The organism is Kitasatospora sp. NPDC058243, from assembly GCF_042882025.1.
Classification (GTDB): Bacteria; Actinomycetota; Actinomycetes; order Streptomycetales; family Streptomycetaceae; genus Kitasatospora.
In genome coordinates this window covers 27,946-42,066 of the sequence record NZ_JBHVWW010000007.1, presented here as the reverse complement: position 1 = coordinate 42,066, position 14,121 = coordinate 27,946, and the positions used below count along the sequence as shown (strand labels likewise).

Sequence of the window (14,121 nt, the reverse complement as noted above, 5' to 3'; positions counted from 1 at the left end):
CCGTGTCCTGGAAGCCGCTGCGTGTACTGACCCCCCGCTCGATCCTGCCTGCCCTGGCGGTGATGCTGGTCCTTGCGGCCGGTGCGGCGGCGCACGCCAACAAGCCGGTGCCGTTCGGCGACCGGGTGGCGGGGCCGGGCGAGGCGGAGGCCACGCCGGTCAGCACACAGTCGCTGAGCACGGCCGATCTGGACCTGAAGGTCGGCCCCGGACTGGAGGCCTTCCACCGGCAGAGCGGCGAGCAGGCCTGGTCCTACCGCCGCGAGGGCGCCACCGCGCTGTACCTGTCGATGGCGGGGGACAACGCCATCGTGGTCTGGGACGACGGCCTGGTCACCTCGGTGCGCCCGGGCGACCACGAGGTGCGCTGGCACCGGGCGGTGCCCGGCCTGGCGGACTGGCTGCGCGGCGACGGCGAGCCCGGCGCCGACAAGCGCACCGACGCGCAGCGCAAGGAGCTGGCCCAGGAGCGGGCCGCGGCGGCCCTGCACACCGTCCCGCAGGGAGCCTCCGCCTGGGTGGCCGTGGTGACCCCGAACCTGACCATGGGCCTGCGCGACGCCGACGGCGACCTGCGCTACAACTCCAAGCCGCCCGGCGGCTGCGTCTACGACCCGCTGCGCACGGTCGGCACCGAGTACGCCGTGCTCGTCCCGCGCGGCTGCACCAACAGTGCCGGGCAGGCCGTCTCCGGCGGCATCAACGGGTACCGGCTGGACAGCACCGGCTGGCAGCTGAACACCGGCCCGAGCGCCTCGATCAAGGCGCTGGACGGCAGCCGGGTGCTGATCACCGACGGCCCGATCGTTCCGGCCCGGGTGTTCGACACCAAGGCGGCCGCCCCCGAGGCGGCCTGCGGCAGCCCGTCCGCGCCGTTCGCGGCGGTCCGTCCGCAGGGCGGCTGCACCGACCCGGCGGCGAGTCCGGCCCAGGACGCCCCGGTGGGTCAGGACGCCCCGGCGGGCGACCAGCCGCCCGCGCAGCCCGAGGCGCAGCAGCCTCAGCAGTCCCAGCAGTCCCAGCAGTAACGCCGGACCGCCGGTACCCCCGGGCGGTAGCCCCGGGGGTTCCCGCGCGGCCCGGTAGACTTGCCGTCATGGCTGACTTCTCCGGGCAATAGCGGGCGCGCGGCACCGCCCCGTGCGCTGTGCCGACCACCGACGACGCCCCTTCCCGATGCCCGGCCCCGGGCCCCGTCCGGCCGCCCGCCCACGTCCCAGGAGTAGTTTCCGCCATGATTTCCGCCAACGCCCTTGAGCTGCGCGCCGGTGCCCGGATCCTGATCGAGTCCGCGAACTTCAAGGTCGCCGCCGGCGACCGGATCGGCCTGGTCGGGCGCAACGGCGCCGGCAAGACCACACTGACCAAGGTGCTGGCCGGCGAGGGCATGCCGGCCTCGGGCACGGTGACCCGCTCCGGCGAGGTCGGCTACCTCCCGCAGGACCCGCGCACCGGCGACCTGGACGTCCTCGCCAAGGACCGCATCCTCTCCGCCCGCGGCCTCGACACCGTGCTCAGGAAGATGCGCGAGAACGAGGACCGGATGGCCAACGGCCAGGGCGCCACCCGGGACAACGCGATGAAGAAGTACGCGCGCCTGGAGACCGAGTTCCTCACCAAGGGCGGGTACGCCGCCGAGGCCGAGGCCGCCACCATCGCGGCCGCCCTGGGCCTGCCGGACCGCATCCTGAACCAGGAGCTGCACACCCTCTCCGGTGGTCAGCGCCGCCGCGTCGAGCTGGCCCGGATCCTGTTCTCGGACTCCGACGTGCTGCTGCTCGACGAGCCCACCAACCACCTCGACGCCGACTCGATCGTCTGGCTGCGGGACTTCCTGAAGACCTACAAGGGTGGCTTCATCGTCATCTCGCACGACGTCGACCTGGTCGAGACGGTCGTCAACAAGGTCTTCTACCTGGACGCCAACCGCTCCGCCATCGACGTCTACAACATGGGCTGGAAGCAGTACCAGCAGCAGCGCGAGGACGACGAGAAGCGCCGCAAGCGCGAGCGGGCCAACGCCGAGAAGAAGGCCGCGACCCTCAACTCCCAGGCCGACAAGATGCGGGCCAAGGCGACCAAGACGGTCGCCGCGCAGAACATGGCCCGCCGCGCCGAGAAGCTGCTCTCCGGCCTGGAGCAGGTGCGCCAGAACGACAAGGTCGCCAAGCTGCGCTTCCCGGACCCGGCGCCCTGCGGCAAGACCCCGCTGACGGCCAGCGGGCTCTCCAAGTCCTACGGTTCGCTGGAGATCTTCACCGACGTCGGCCTGGCCATCGACCGCGGTTCGCGGGTCGTCATCCTCGGCTTCAACGGCGCGGGCAAGACCACCCTGCTGCGGATGCTCGCCGGGGTGGAGCAGCCGGACACCGGCGAGGTGATCCCGGGCCACGGCCTGAAGATCGGCTACTACGCCCAGGAGCACGAGACCCTGGACCCGGACCGCACGGTGCTGGAGAACATGCGTTCCTCCGCGCCGGACACCGACCTGGTGCAGATCCGCAAGATCCTCGGTTCCTTCCTGTTCTCCGGCGACGACGTCGACAAGCCGGCCGGGGTGCTCTCCGGTGGTGAGAAGACCCGGCTCGCGCTGGCCTCGCTGGTGGTCTCCAGCGCCAACGTGCTGCTGCTCGACGAGCCCACCAACAACCTCGACCCGGCCAGCCGTGAGGAGATCCTCGGCGCGCTGCGCGAGTTCAGCGGCGCGGTCGTGCTGGTCACCCACGACGAGGGCGCCGTCGAGGCGCTCCAGCCGGAACGGATCATCCTGCTGCCGGACGGGGTCGAGGACCTCTGGAGCCCGGCGTACGCCGATCTGGTCTCGCTGGCCTGACCGGGTGTAGACGCGATCTCCGCTTTTAGGACCAGAAAAACTAGTACTTACGGCGTGTCCGGGAATGAAGAAAGCCTGGATTCCGTTTAAGGACTTCCTGTCGGCCCGCCACTCGATCGTGGTCGGGCCGATACTGCTGATCAGCCCTTTCTCGGCGGACGGCGGAATCCGCCTGGGGGCGCGCACTCTACGTGAGCGCCCTGATGCGCTCGGATCACCACCGCAGGACCACGCATTCCCGACATCGACCTTGCCGAATGGGTGGCCAGGACGCGGTGGATGGGTGATCATGGGAATCTGACCGAGCAACGCTACGAGGAGGCACGGGTGGCCGAGACTCTGAAAAAGGGCAGCCGGGTAACCGGTGCCGCGCGTGAGAAGCTCGCGGCCGATCTCAAGAAGAAGTACGACTCCGGGGCGAGCATTCGCGCTCTCGCGGAGGAGACCGGTCGTTCGTACGGCTTTGTGCACCGGATGCTGAGCGAGTCCGGAGTCATTCTCCGGGGCCGCGGTGGTGCCACGCGTGGCAAGAACAAGGCGACCGCCGGGGCCGGTTCCTGACGGTCCGTCAGCTTATGGCTGAATGGCGCGGCGGCAGGGCGCCGACCGGGGAGACGAGAACCGATCGTCCGCCCTCGGGTCGAGTGGACCGGCCGCCGATCGTCATGTCCGGGGTGTCGTCCACCCCCGGGCGCCCCCCTTCCGTCGATCTTTCCGGGCCGGCGCCCTGCCGCCGCGCGCCCAGGTTTGTTACTCTCCGGTAGCCAAGCCCCTCGCCACCGGAGGTCCCCGCATGACCGCCCCCGCCACCGACCCGCAGGCCCCGAGCTGGGAGCAGGACGGCGTCCGCCTGGAGATCGACGGTGAGCTCGCCGTCGTCACCCTGTGTCAGCCCAAGCGGCGCAACGCCCAGTCGCCCGCCCTGTGGCGCGCCCTCGCCGCCGCCGGCCGCGACCTGCCCGGCGGCGTCCGGGTGGTCCTGCTGCGCGCGGAGGGCGTCTCCTTCTCGGCGGGCCTGGACCGGGCCATGTTCACCCCCGAGGGCATCCCCGGCGAGCCCACCTTCCTCCAGCTCGCCGGCGCCCCCGACCAGGAGCTCGACGACACCATCGCCTCCTACCAGCAGGCCTTCACCTGGTGGCGCCGCCCCGACCTGGTCTCCATCGCCGCCGTCCAGGGCCATGCCGTCGGCGCCGGCTTCCAGCTCGCCCTCGGCTGCGACCTGCGCGTCGTCGCCGACGACGTCCAGTTCGCCATGAAGGAGACCTCGCTCGGCCTCGTCCCCGACCTGGCCGGCACCAAGCCGCTCACCGAACTCGTCGGCTACGCCCGGGCGCTGGAGATCTGCGCCACCGGCCGCTGGATCGGCGCCGAGGAGGCCGCCGCCATCGGGCTGGCCAACCTGGCCGTCCCCGGTGCGGAACTGGACGCCGCCGCCCGCGACCTCGCCGCCGCCCTGCTGGCCGCGCCGCGCAACGCCGTCATCGAGACCAAGGCCCTGCTCCAGGGCGCCGCCGGCCGCTCCTTCGACGAGCAGCGCTCGGCCGAACGGGCGGCGCAGGCCCGCCGCCTTCGGGACCTCGCCGGGATCGGCGACTAGGACCTGTCCGGCTGCGTCGTGTGAACGGGCCCGGCCCGGGGTGTGCTCCCCGGGCCGGGCCCTCGACGTTCCCGGTGGCGTCCCGGTGGCGTCCCGGCGGCCCTCCCCGGCGGGCGCGGAACGTGGCGAAATGCCAGAGTTATGGGGATTTGCGATATAGCTGGAGCCGTACGACGGGAGATGCGCCCCCATGCCTGACACTCCGACCCCCGCCACCATGCACAAGAACCCCGGCCACGTCGCGGCCGCCGGCTCCGCCGTCCACGCGCCGTCCTCGCCGTCCTCTGCGTCCGCCGCCTCCGCCGCGACCGACGCCGGCAAGCCGACCGGCGAGCGCGGCCGCACGGCGCTGGCCGTCGGCGTGGTCGAGAAGATCGCCGGGATGGCCGCCCGCGAGGTCAACGGCATCCACGCCCTCGGCTCCGGCCTCGCCCGCACCTTCGGCGCGATGCGCGACCGGGTGCCGGGCGGCAAGTCCGGCGTCGGGCGCGGCATCAAGGCCGAGGTCGGCGAGAAGCAGACCGCCATCGACATCGCCCTGGTCGTCGAGTACGGCGTGGTCATCCCCGAACTCGCCCGCCAGGTACGGGAGAACATCATCGACGCGGTCGAGCGGATGACCGGCCTGGAAGTCGTCGAGGTCAACATCGCGGTCAACGACGTCCACCTCCCCGACGAGCCCGACGTCGAGGAGGAGGAAGAGGAGACGGTCGTCGCGGGGCAGCGGCCCAAGCTCAAGTAGCGAGCCCACGAAGCGCCCGGCGGCGGGCGGCAGCGAGGACGAGGAGTAGCGGATGAACCTGGCCATCGTCGGCCTGGTGGTGGGCATGGCCCTCGGCTTCGCCGGGTACTTCGGCGGCTTCGCGGCGTTCCTGCTGGTCGCCGCGCTCGGGCTGGTCGGCTTCGTGGCCGGCCGCCTGCTGGAGGGCGACATCGAGCTGGGCGACCTCGGCGACCTGCTCCGCGGCCGCGACCGGCGCCGTTGATGGCGGCTCCCACCACCAGTGCCCGCCGCGAACCCGCCGCCCGGGGCCGACTCCGGATCGCCGACCGCGTCTACGCCCGCATCGCGGCCCGGGCCGCCCGCGAGGCCCTCGCCGACGCCTGGACCGGCCGCACCGCCAAGGGCGCACCGCCCGCCGTCTCGGTGGCCACGCCCGGCAGCACCGTGACCGTCCGGGTCGCCGTCGCACTGCCCTTCCCCGCCGACCTCGCGGCGCTCGCCCGGGCCGTCCGCGAACGCGTCGCCGCGCAGGTCGCCGGGTTCACCGGGACCAGGGTGTCCGAGGTGGTCGTCGTCGTGGAGCGGCTGGTGACCGGGGGAGTGTCATGAGTGCGGGGGGCGAACCGGTGCCCGGCGAGGAGGCGACGGCGGCCGGGGACGGGCCCCCGCCGGAGAAGGTACGGCGGCCGCGGGCGCCGCGGGCCGTCGTCGCGGCGTTCGTCGCCACCGTGCTGCTGGTGCTCGCGGGCGCGCTGCTGTACGACGTGATCGCCGTCCGCGCCGGGTACCCGACCCGCCGGTGGCGCGCCCGGATCGCTGACGAACTGGCCACCCGTCACCTCGACTACCTGTGGGCGCTAGTGGGTGCCGGCGCCGCCGTCCTCCTCGGCGGGGTGCTGCTCTGGCTGGCCCTCGCCCCCGGTCTCGGCCGCTGGCTCCCGCTGCGCCGGCACGGCGACACCGGCGCCGTCATCGACCGGGCCGGCATCGGGCACCTGCTCGCCGACCGCGCCGCCGGACTCCAGGGCATCGACCAGCTGCGGATCCGGATCAGCCGCCGGCGCGTCCGGGTCACCCTCATCGGGGCGGCGGACCCGGTGTCGGTCCAGCGCCAACTGCGCGACGAGCTGGCACGGGTGACGCTGGCCCGGCCGCTGCGCCTGGACGTGCGGGCGGCGCCCGGGGCGGGGCCCGGGGTGGGGGCGGCGGGATGAGGCGGACGGCCGTCAACCGGGTGCTGCTGGGCGTGGTCGGGGCGGTGCTGCTGGCCGCCGGCGTGCTGGTGCTGGCCGGCGGGTTCGACCTGTACCGGCGGCTCGGCGCCGACCCGCCGGGCTGGTGGCCGCTCACCTCCCCGGACCAGCCGGTGCTCAGTGCCCGCTCGCGCACCCGCTGGGCGGATTCGGCCTGGTGGTGGCCCACCGTCATCGGCGGGCTGGCCGTGGTGGTCGCGGGCACGGCCTGGTGGCTGGTGGCGCAGCTGCGGCGCAGCGGCCCGGCCGGCCTCGTCGTGCCGACGCCCGGTGCCACCGGACTCCGGCTGCGGGTCCGCACCCGGGCGCTGGAAGAGGCGCTGGAGACCGGGACGGCCACGCTCCCCGAAGTCGAGCGCGCGGGCGTACGCCTGGTGCGCGCACCCGGGCACCCGCGGCTGCGGTGCGCCGTCCGGCTCACCCCCGGCGGCGATCCGGCGGCCCTGGTGGAGCACTTCGACACCGGCCCGCGAACCGACGCCCGGACCAGCCTGGGTCTCCCGGAACTCCCCGCCGACCTGCGGATCCGGATCCTCCAGGCCGCCCGGCCCGAGTCGCGACGGCGCCGCGGGCGGCGCAGACCCCCGCGGGTGGAGTGAACCGGGGGCGGGCGGATTCGGGCGCCCGCCCCCGTGTGCGTCCTAGAGAGGGCGCAGGGCGCCGCCGTCGACGGGGATCATCACACCGGTCAGGTAGGAGGCGGCGGGGGAGAGCAGGAAGGCCGCGACCTTGCCGAACTCCTCCGGGGTGCCGTAGCGGCCGAGCGGGATGGTCGCGGCGGCCTGGGCGCGGGCGGCGTCCGGGTCGCCGCCCAGGGAGTCCAGCTCGCGCACCCGGTCGGTGTCGATCCGGGCCGGGAGCAGGCCCACCACCCGGATGCCGCGCGGGCCGAGCTCGTCGGCGAGGGACTTGGCGGCCATCGCCAGCCCCGGGCGCAGGCCGTTGGAGATGCCCAGGCCGGGGATCGGCTGGCGCACCGAGCCGGAGAGCACGAAGCCGATCACGCCGCCCTCGCCGAGGGCTGCGGCGGCGGCGCGGGCGAGCCGCAGCGCGCCGAGGAAGACCGACTCGAACGCGTCGCGCCAGGCCTCCTCGGGGGCGGTGGCCACCGGGCCGGCCTGGGGGCCGCCGACGCTGATCAGCACGCCGTCGAGCCGGCCGAAGTGCCTGGTCGCCTCGGCGATCAGCCGTTCGGCGGTCGCCGGGTCGGCGTTGTCGGCGGCCAGGCCGTGGGCCGTCCCGGCGCCACCGATGGCGTCCAGCTCGGCGACGGCGGCGGCCACGGACTCCTTGCCGCGCCCGCTGACCAGCACCCGTGCTCCGTCGGCGGCCAGCTCCCGGGCGGCGGCGAAGCCGAGGCCCCGGGTGGCGCCGGTGGCCACGTACACCTTGTCCTTCAGTCCAAGATCCATGGGGCCCATCCTGCCGGGTGGCGGGCGCGAGGGGGAGGGCCGGGGGCTGGGGCGGGGTGACGTGGCGCCGGGGGCGGTGGAGGGCGGGCGGCGTACGGGCTGGCGTTGACGTCCGGGTCAAGGTCTACCGTCGGTCCCGGCGGCGTGCGGAGGCGGGCCGGGAGAGCGGGTGCGGGGATGCGGATCGGGGAGCTGGCGGAGCGGGCGGGGACGACCACCCGGGCGCTGCGGTACTACGAGCAGCTCGGCCTGCTGCCGGCCCGCCGGGCGGGCAACGGCTACCGGGCGTACGACGAGGAGGACCTGCGGCTGCTGCGGCAGATCCGGACGCTGCAGGACTTCGGGTTCGGCCTGGAGGAGACCCGCCCGTTCGTGGAGTGCCTCCAGGCGGGCCACCCCGAGGGCGACTCCTGCCCGGCCTCGCTGGAGGTGTACCGGCGCAAGCTCGCCGAACTGGACGAGTGCATCGCCCGGCTGCAGGACGTCCGGGCCCAGGTGGCCGGGCAGTTCGACCGGGCGGTACGGGCCCGGGACGGGCTGGCGGCCGAGCCCTCCGGACAGCCGCCGCGCTGTGAACTGGCGAACGAATGGGCGAAGGAGTAGACGATGGTGCAGATCCCAGGGGTGCCCGCGGTGACGGACGACACGTTCGCCGCGGAGGTGCTGGCGGCCGAAGGGCCGGTGCTGGTGGACTTCACGGCGGACTGGTGCCCGCCGTGCCGGATGATGGCGCCGGTGCTGGCGGACGTCGCCCGTGAGGAGGCGCACCGGCTGCGGGTGGTCAGCGTGGACGTGGACCGCAATCCGCGCACCCAGGCGGCGTACGGGGTGCTGTCGATGCCGACGCTGATGGTGTTCCGCGGCGGCGAGCCGGTGCGTTCGGTGGTCGGCGCCCGGGCCAAGGCGCGGCTGCTGCGCGAGCTGGAGGACGTGCTGTAGGCGGTTCTCCGGGGCGTTCCCCCGGGTAGGGGCCTCGGGCCGGGGCCTCAGGCCGCCGGTACGGCCTCGACCGGCACCTCGGCCTCGGCGGCCTGCTTGGCCCGGTCCTTGGCCTCGCGGCGGGCCAGCACCCCGACCCCGACCGGGATCATCGCGGTGAACAGCCACCACTGGATCGCGTACGCCATGTGCGGGCCGATGTCGGAGTGGTTGGGCTCGGGGATCAGCTCGGGCTGGTCGGCGGGGGCCGGGGTGGTGGCGGTGAGCTCCAGGTAGCCGCCGAGCACGGTGGTGACGCCGGTCTCCTTGGCCTGCTGCTCGGTGTTGATCAGGTTGAACTGCCGGTCGGGCAGGCCGGCGCGGTCCTTGATGCCGCTGCTGCCCGTGGTCTCGTCGGCGCGCATCCGACCGGTGAGGGAGACCTCGCCGGTCGGGGCGGCCGGGACGGTCGGGTAGGCGGTGGCGCCGCCGTCGCCGGCCACCCAGCCGCGGTTGACCAGGATGCTGCCCCTGCCGTCGGAGAGCTTGAGCGGGGTGATGACGAAGTAGCCGATCGTGTCCCCGCTGGAGTCGGTCCGCTTGCGGACGACGAACTCGTGCGCCGTGTCGTACTGCCCGGTGGCCGTCACCGGGTGCCAGATGAGGTCCTTGGGCACCGCGAAGCCGGGGGCCGACGACACCGTGTCGAACGGCACGGGGGCGACGGTGAGGGCCTTGCCGATCAGGTCGTTCCGGGCCACCCGCGACTCGTGGCGGTGCAGCTGCCAGAAGCCCAGCTCGATCGTCGCGGGGATCAGCAGCAGCGCGATCAGCATGGTGATCAGCCACTGGCGGGTCAGCAGAAAACGGTACACATGGGCACGGTACGCCGACTTCACATCCGGCTCACGCACCGGGGTGCGGGGCGACCTCGCGGAGCAGTTGGAGGAAGGCGTCCTCGCCGACCACCGGCGTGCCGACCTCGCGGGCCCGGCGGGCCTTGCCGCTCCAACTGCCCGGCTCGTTGGTGACCAGCAGGCTGGTGAGCCGGCTCACCGAGGTGGCGATGTGCAGGCCGGCCTCGGCGGCGCGGTCCTCCAGCAGCTCCCGGTCGGTGGCGGTGTCGCCGGTGAAGGCCACCCGCATGCCCTGCACCAGCGGCTTGCCGTCCTCCCAGCGTCCCGGGTTGGGGTACGGGCAGGGCGGGCGCTTCTTGGCCTGGCGGTAGGCGGCGCCGGTCCAGGAGGCGCGGCCGGGGGTGGCGGGCTCGTCCTCGCCGAGGTCGGTGACGGCCACGCAGGCCTGCACCGGCAGCGGGACGCCGCCCTGGCGGGCCAGGTGCAGGCTGGGGCGGAACGCCTCGGCGAGCACCCGGGCGTCGTCCAGGGCGTTGTGGGCGTGCTGCTGGCGGACGCCGAAGTGGGCGGCGAGCGAGGACAGCTTGCCGTTGGGCAGCGGCAGCCGCAGGTCGCGGGAGAGCACCATGGTGCAGATCCGCTGCTCGACCGGGGCGCGCAGGCCGGCCCGGGAGAACTCGCGCGAGATCATGTTCCAGTCGAAGAGCGCGTTGTGGGCGACCAGGACCCGGCCGTTCAGCCGGTCGGCGAACTCGTCGGCGATCTGCGGGAAGGTCGGGGCGCCGGAGAGCAGCTCCGACGTGAGGCCGTGGATCCAGACCGGGCCCGGGTCCCGCTGGGGGTTGACCAGGGTGTACCAGTGGTCGGTGACCTCGCCGTCCGGGTCCAGCTGGTAGACGCCCGCCGAGATGACGCGGTCCGAGCGGCCGAGGCCGGTGGTCTCGACGTCGACCACCGCGAAGCCCTCGGCGGGGGCGGCGGTGCGCTGGGCGGGGACCTGGACGGTCCGCGGCGCGCCGTACGTCTCGGGCTGGATCGGGTGCATGGTCCAACAGGATAAGCGCCGTCGGGCCCGCGTCCGGTCGAAATGTTCCGGCCGAGCGACCGGAATAGAGTATTCCGCATAGGCGTCGCCTAGCCGGTCGACGCCGTCAACCGGCTGCCGACACCCCCCGACGGCCGACTCCGTAAGGACGAACTCCCATGCGCGCCACCGTGATCCACGGCCCCAATGACATCCGGATCGAAGAGGTCCCGGACCCGGTGATCCAGCACCCGACGGACGTCGTGGTGCGGGTGGTGAACGCCTGCATCTGCGGCAGCGACCTGTGGGCGTACCGCGGGGTGGCCCAGCGGGTGGCCGGGCAGCGGATCGGGCACGAGTTCCTGGGCGTGGTCGAGGAGGCGGGCGCCGAGGTGCGCGGCTTCGCGCCCGGCGACCTGGTGGTGGCGCCGTTCGTCTGGTCGGACGGCAGCTGCGACTTCTGCCGGGAGGGCCTGCAGACCTCCTGCCCGCACGGCGGGTTCTGGGGCGAGGTCGGCTCCGACGGCGGTCAGGGCGAGGCGGTGCGGGTGCCGTTCGCGGACGGCACGCTGGTGAAGCTGCCGAAGGAGGCCGCGGGCGACGAGAAGCTGCTGCCGGGGCTGCTGGCGCTGTCCGACGTGATGGCCACCGGGCACCATGCCGCCGTGTCGGCGCGGGTGCGCCCGGGCGTGACGGTCGCCGTGGTCGGCGACGGCGCGGTGGGCCTGTGCGGCGTGCTGGCGGCGCACCGGCTGGGCGCGGACCGCATCATCGCGCTGGGCCGGCACACCGCCCGCACCGACCTGGCCCGGCGCTTCGGCGCGACCGACGTGGTGGCCGAGCGCGGCGAGGCCGGGATCGAGGCGGTGAAGGAGCTGACCGGCGGCCAGGGTGCGCACGCGGTCCTGGAGGCGGTCGGGACCGAGGAGTCGATGCGTACGGCCGTCTCGATCGCCCGGGACGGCGGCGCGGTGGGCTACGTCGGCGTTCCGCACGGCGGCAGTGCGGGCGTCGACATCGGTCAGATGTTCGGCCGAAACGTTTCGCTCAACGGCGGCGTCGCCCCGGCCCGCGCCTACATCCCCGACCTGCTGCCGGACGTCCTCTCCGGGGCCATCGAGCCGGGTCTGGTGTTCGACCGCACGGTGGGCCTGGACGGTGTCCCGGACGGGTACCGGGCGATGGACGACCGCTCGGCGCTGAAGGTCCGGATCACTTTCTGACGATGCGTCAGAAGGGGCGGCACTGCTGGACGGTGCCGCCCCTTCGGCGTGTGGCGGCGGTGTCGTGAAGTGGCGCGAGTGGTGGTTTTCGGCCAATTGGATAGTGCGAGAGGGTGAACGACTGGCTGATCGCGGTCAACCCCTTTCGGGGCGGACGCGACGCTCCTAGCATTGCGCGGCGCGCACACGGATTGTGACGCCCCTCACGTCCGATCGTTCCCCGTGTGCGACCGCTACGCCGAAGGAGTGAGGAGAGACAGAGTGGATTCGCCGCCGATCACCACTACCCCTACGGAAGTCCAACTCATCGATGAGAGCGAGGAGTTCCGTACCCTGAGGCGCTCGTTCCGGAGCTTCGCCTTCCCGGTCACCATCGGCTTCGTGCTCTGGTACCTGCTCTACGTGCTGCTCTCCTGCTACGCGCCCGGCCTGATGGGCGCCAAGGTCGTCGGGCACATCAACGTGGCCCTGGTGCTGGGGCTGCTGCAGTTCGTCACCACCTTCGCCATCGCCGCCTGGTACGCCCGCTACGCCGACCGGCGGATCGACCCGACCGCCGCCGCGATCCGCGAGGCCCACGGCGCCGTCGTCCACGCTCCCCGGGAGTCCGCCGAATGACCCTGCTCGCCAGCTCCGCCACGGAGCACCGCGGCATCACGATGACCCTCTTCGGGTTGTTCGTGCTGGCCACCCTCGCGATCACCGTCTGGGCCGGGCGGCAGACCAAGGACGCGGCCGACTTCTACGCCGGCGGCCGCGGCTTCACCGGATTCCAGAACGGCCTGGCCATCTCCGGCGACTACATGTCCGCCGCGTCCTTCCTCGGCATCGCCGGCGCCATCGCGCTCTCCGGCTACGACGGCTTCCTCTACTCGATCGGCTTCCTGGTCGCCTGGCTGGTCGCGCTGCTGCTGATCGCCGAACCGCTGCGCAACTCCGGCCGCTTCACCATGGCGGACGTCCTCGCGTTCCGGATGCGCCAGCGCCCGGTGCGCACCGCGGCGGGCGTCTCCACCATCGTGGTGTCGATCTTCTACCTGCTCGCCCAGATGGTCGGCGCCGGGACGCTGGTCGCCCTGCTGCTCGGGGTCAACGGGGACGCCGCCAAGCGCTGGACCATCGTCGCCGTCGGCGCGCTGATGGTCGTCTACGTGGTGATAGGGGGCATGAAGGGCACCACCTGGGTGCAGATCGTCAAGGCCGTGCTGCTGATCGCCGGCACCGCGCTGATGACCGTCCTGGTGCTCGCCAAGTACCACTTCAACCCCTCGGAACTGCTCGGCGCCGCCGCCAGCGCGAGCGGCAAGGGCGCGGCCTTCCTCGAACCGGGGCTGAAGTACGGGGCCAGCGACACCAGCAAACTCGACTTCATCAGCCTCGGGATCGCGCTGGTGCTCGGCACCGCCGGCCTGCCGCACATCCTGGTCCGCTTCTACACCGTGCCCACCGCCAAGGCGGCCCGGAAGTCGGTGCTCTGGGCGATCGGCATCATCGGCGTCTTCTACCTGATGACCCTGGCGCTCGGCTTCGGCGCGGCGGCGCTGGTCGGCCCCAAGGCGATCAAGGCGGCCAACGCCTCCGGCAACACGGCGGCCCCGCAGCTGGCCGAGGTGCTCGGCGGAGGCTCCGGCACCACCGGCGGCGCGATCCTGCTCGCGGTGATCTCCGCCGTCGCCTTCGCCACCATCCTGGCCGTGGTCGCCGGACTCACCCTGGCGTCCTCCGCCTCCTTCGCGCACGACCTGTACGCCAACGTGATCCGGCGCGGCAAGGCCACCGAGAAGCAGGAGGTGCTCTCGGCGAAGTGGGCCGCCGTCGCGATCGGCGCGGTGGCCATCGTGCTCAGCCTCTTCGCGGGCAAGCTCAACACCGCCGCCCTGGTCGCCCTGGCCTTCGCGGTGGCCGCCTCGGCGAACCTGCCGACCCTGCTCTACTCGCTGTTCTGGAAGCGCTTCACCACCTCCGGCGCGGTCAGCTCGGTCTACGCCGGCCTGACCAGCTCGGTGGTGCTGGTGGTCTTCTCCCCGGTGGTCTCCGGCGCGAAGACCTCGCTGTTCCCGGACACCGACTTCCACTGGTTCCCGCTGGAGAACCCGGGCCTGGTCTCCATCCCGATCGGCTTCCTGGCCGGGTGGATCGCCACCCTGCTGTCCAAGGACCGACCCGACCCGGCGAAGTACGCTGAACTGGAGGTTCGGGCGCTGACCGGGCTGGGCGCCCACTGACCGGGCGCCCACCGACCGACCGGCGATGACTATGCTGGCCCGGCCCGCCGTG

At 73.3% G+C, this 14,121-nt stretch carries 17 protein-coding genes; 14 read left to right on the top strand and 3 right to left on the bottom strand.

All coding sequences use genetic code 11. From position 1 onward, the window contains the following. The first annotated feature begins 2 nt into the window (after positions 1-2). From ACFVX9_RS07400 to ACFVX9_RS07360, 9 genes are all read left to right on the top strand, one after another. Positions 3-1,028, top strand: a complete 1,026-nt coding sequence (locus ACFVX9_RS07400; protein WP_387980861.1) for a hypothetical protein — start codon at positions 3-5, stop codon at positions 1,026-1,028. Between the two features lie 206 nt (positions 1,029-1,234). Continuing rightward, entirely contained in the window at positions 1,235-2,833 is a 1,599-nt protein-coding gene (gene abc-f, locus ACFVX9_RS07395; RefSeq protein ID WP_063349609.1) for a ribosomal protection-like ABC-F family protein, read from the top strand. 327 nt (positions 2,834-3,160) lie between these two features. Continuing rightward, positions 3,161-3,394 carry a helix-turn-helix domain-containing protein gene (locus tag ACFVX9_RS07390; RefSeq protein ID WP_030059940.1) on the top strand — a complete coding sequence of 78 codons (234 nt, stop codon included), beginning with the start codon at positions 3,161-3,163 and terminating at the stop codon, positions 3,392-3,394. 232 nt (positions 3,395-3,626) lie between these two features. Continuing rightward, positions 3,627-4,433 carry an enoyl-CoA hydratase/isomerase family protein gene (locus tag ACFVX9_RS07385; protein ID WP_380376463.1) on the top strand — a complete coding sequence of 269 codons (807 nt, stop codon included), beginning with the start codon at positions 3,627-3,629 and terminating at the stop codon, positions 4,431-4,433. A 217-nt stretch (positions 4,434-4,650) separates the two neighbouring features. Next, positions 4,651-5,175, top strand: coding sequence for an Asp23/Gls24 family envelope stress response protein (locus ACFVX9_RS07380; protein WP_380376497.1), 525 nt, complete (start codon positions 4,651-4,653; stop codon positions 5,173-5,175). 52 nt (positions 5,176-5,227) lie between these two features. Then, positions 5,228-5,419: a hypothetical protein gene (locus tag ACFVX9_RS07375; protein WP_063349611.1), complete on the top strand. Its 192-nt coding sequence runs from the start codon at positions 5,228-5,230 to the stop codon at positions 5,417-5,419. Then, positions 5,419-5,766, top strand: a complete 348-nt coding sequence (locus tag ACFVX9_RS07370) for an Asp23/Gls24 family envelope stress response protein (RefSeq protein ID WP_363369085.1) — start codon at positions 5,419-5,421, stop codon at positions 5,764-5,766. The genes ACFVX9_RS07375 and ACFVX9_RS07370 overlap by 1 nt, the downstream gene beginning before the upstream one ends. Then, positions 5,763-6,371 (top strand): DUF6286 domain-containing protein, encoded by a 609-nt coding sequence (locus ACFVX9_RS07365; protein WP_387980858.1) that lies wholly within the window; start codon positions 5,763-5,765, stop codon positions 6,369-6,371. The genes ACFVX9_RS07370 and ACFVX9_RS07365 overlap by 4 nt, the downstream gene beginning before the upstream one ends. Next, positions 6,368-7,009, top strand: a complete 642-nt coding sequence (locus ACFVX9_RS07360) for an alkaline shock response membrane anchor protein AmaP (RefSeq protein ID WP_387980856.1) — start codon at positions 6,368-6,370, stop codon at positions 7,007-7,009. Before ACFVX9_RS07365 ends, ACFVX9_RS07360 begins: the two co-directional genes overlap by 4 nt. Positions 7,010-7,051: 42 nt before the next feature. Here the strand turns inward: ACFVX9_RS07360 and ACFVX9_RS07355 are convergent, their stop codons facing one another. After that, on the bottom strand, positions 7,052-7,822 hold the full coding sequence (locus ACFVX9_RS07355; protein ID WP_387980854.1) for an SDR family oxidoreductase: 771 nt from the start codon (positions 7,820-7,822) through the stop codon (positions 7,052-7,054). A gap of 177 nt (positions 7,823-7,999) precedes the next feature. On the opposite strand from ACFVX9_RS07355, the gene ACFVX9_RS07350 reads away from it, so the two are divergent. Both ACFVX9_RS07350 and trxA read left to right on the top strand, forming a co-directional pair. Next, complete coding sequence (locus ACFVX9_RS07350; protein ID WP_063349616.1) at positions 8,000-8,425, top strand: MerR family transcriptional regulator; 426 nt, start codon at positions 8,000-8,002, stop codon at positions 8,423-8,425. Between the two features lie 3 nt (positions 8,426-8,428). Further along, positions 8,429-8,761, top strand: coding sequence for a thioredoxin (gene trxA / locus ACFVX9_RS07345; protein ID WP_063349617.1), 333 nt, complete (start codon positions 8,429-8,431; stop codon positions 8,759-8,761). A gap of 47 nt (positions 8,762-8,808) precedes the next feature. Here the strand turns inward: trxA and ACFVX9_RS07340 are convergent, their stop codons facing one another. Beyond that, positions 8,809-9,615, bottom strand: coding sequence for an SURF1 family protein (locus ACFVX9_RS07340; protein ID WP_063349618.1), 807 nt, complete (start codon positions 9,613-9,615; stop codon positions 8,809-8,811). Positions 9,616-9,646: 31 nt separating this feature from the next. Continuing rightward, entirely contained in the window at positions 9,647-10,642 is a 996-nt protein-coding gene (locus ACFVX9_RS07335; protein WP_380376475.1) for a DEDDh family exonuclease, read from the bottom strand. Between the two features lie 158 nt (positions 10,643-10,800). Between ACFVX9_RS07335 and ACFVX9_RS07330 the strand changes: the two genes are divergently transcribed. The 3 genes from ACFVX9_RS07330 (at position 10,801) to ACFVX9_RS07320 (ending at position 14,069) form a co-directional block, all read left to right on the top strand. Then, complete coding sequence (locus ACFVX9_RS07330) at positions 10,801-11,844, top strand: zinc-dependent alcohol dehydrogenase family protein (RefSeq protein ID WP_380376478.1); 1,044 nt, start codon at positions 10,801-10,803, stop codon at positions 11,842-11,844. Between the two features lie 261 nt (positions 11,845-12,105). Continuing rightward, the gene (locus ACFVX9_RS07325; protein ID WP_063349620.1) at positions 12,106-12,462 is read left to right on the top strand and encodes a DUF485 domain-containing protein; all 357 of its coding nucleotides are present in this window, start codon (positions 12,106-12,108) and stop codon (positions 12,460-12,462) included. Further along, the gene (locus ACFVX9_RS07320; protein WP_387980851.1) at positions 12,459-14,069 is read left to right on the top strand and encodes a cation acetate symporter; all 1,611 of its coding nucleotides are present in this window, start codon (positions 12,459-12,461) and stop codon (positions 14,067-14,069) included. The genes ACFVX9_RS07325 and ACFVX9_RS07320 overlap by 4 nt, the downstream gene beginning before the upstream one ends. Positions 14,070-14,121 lie beyond the last annotated feature (52 nt).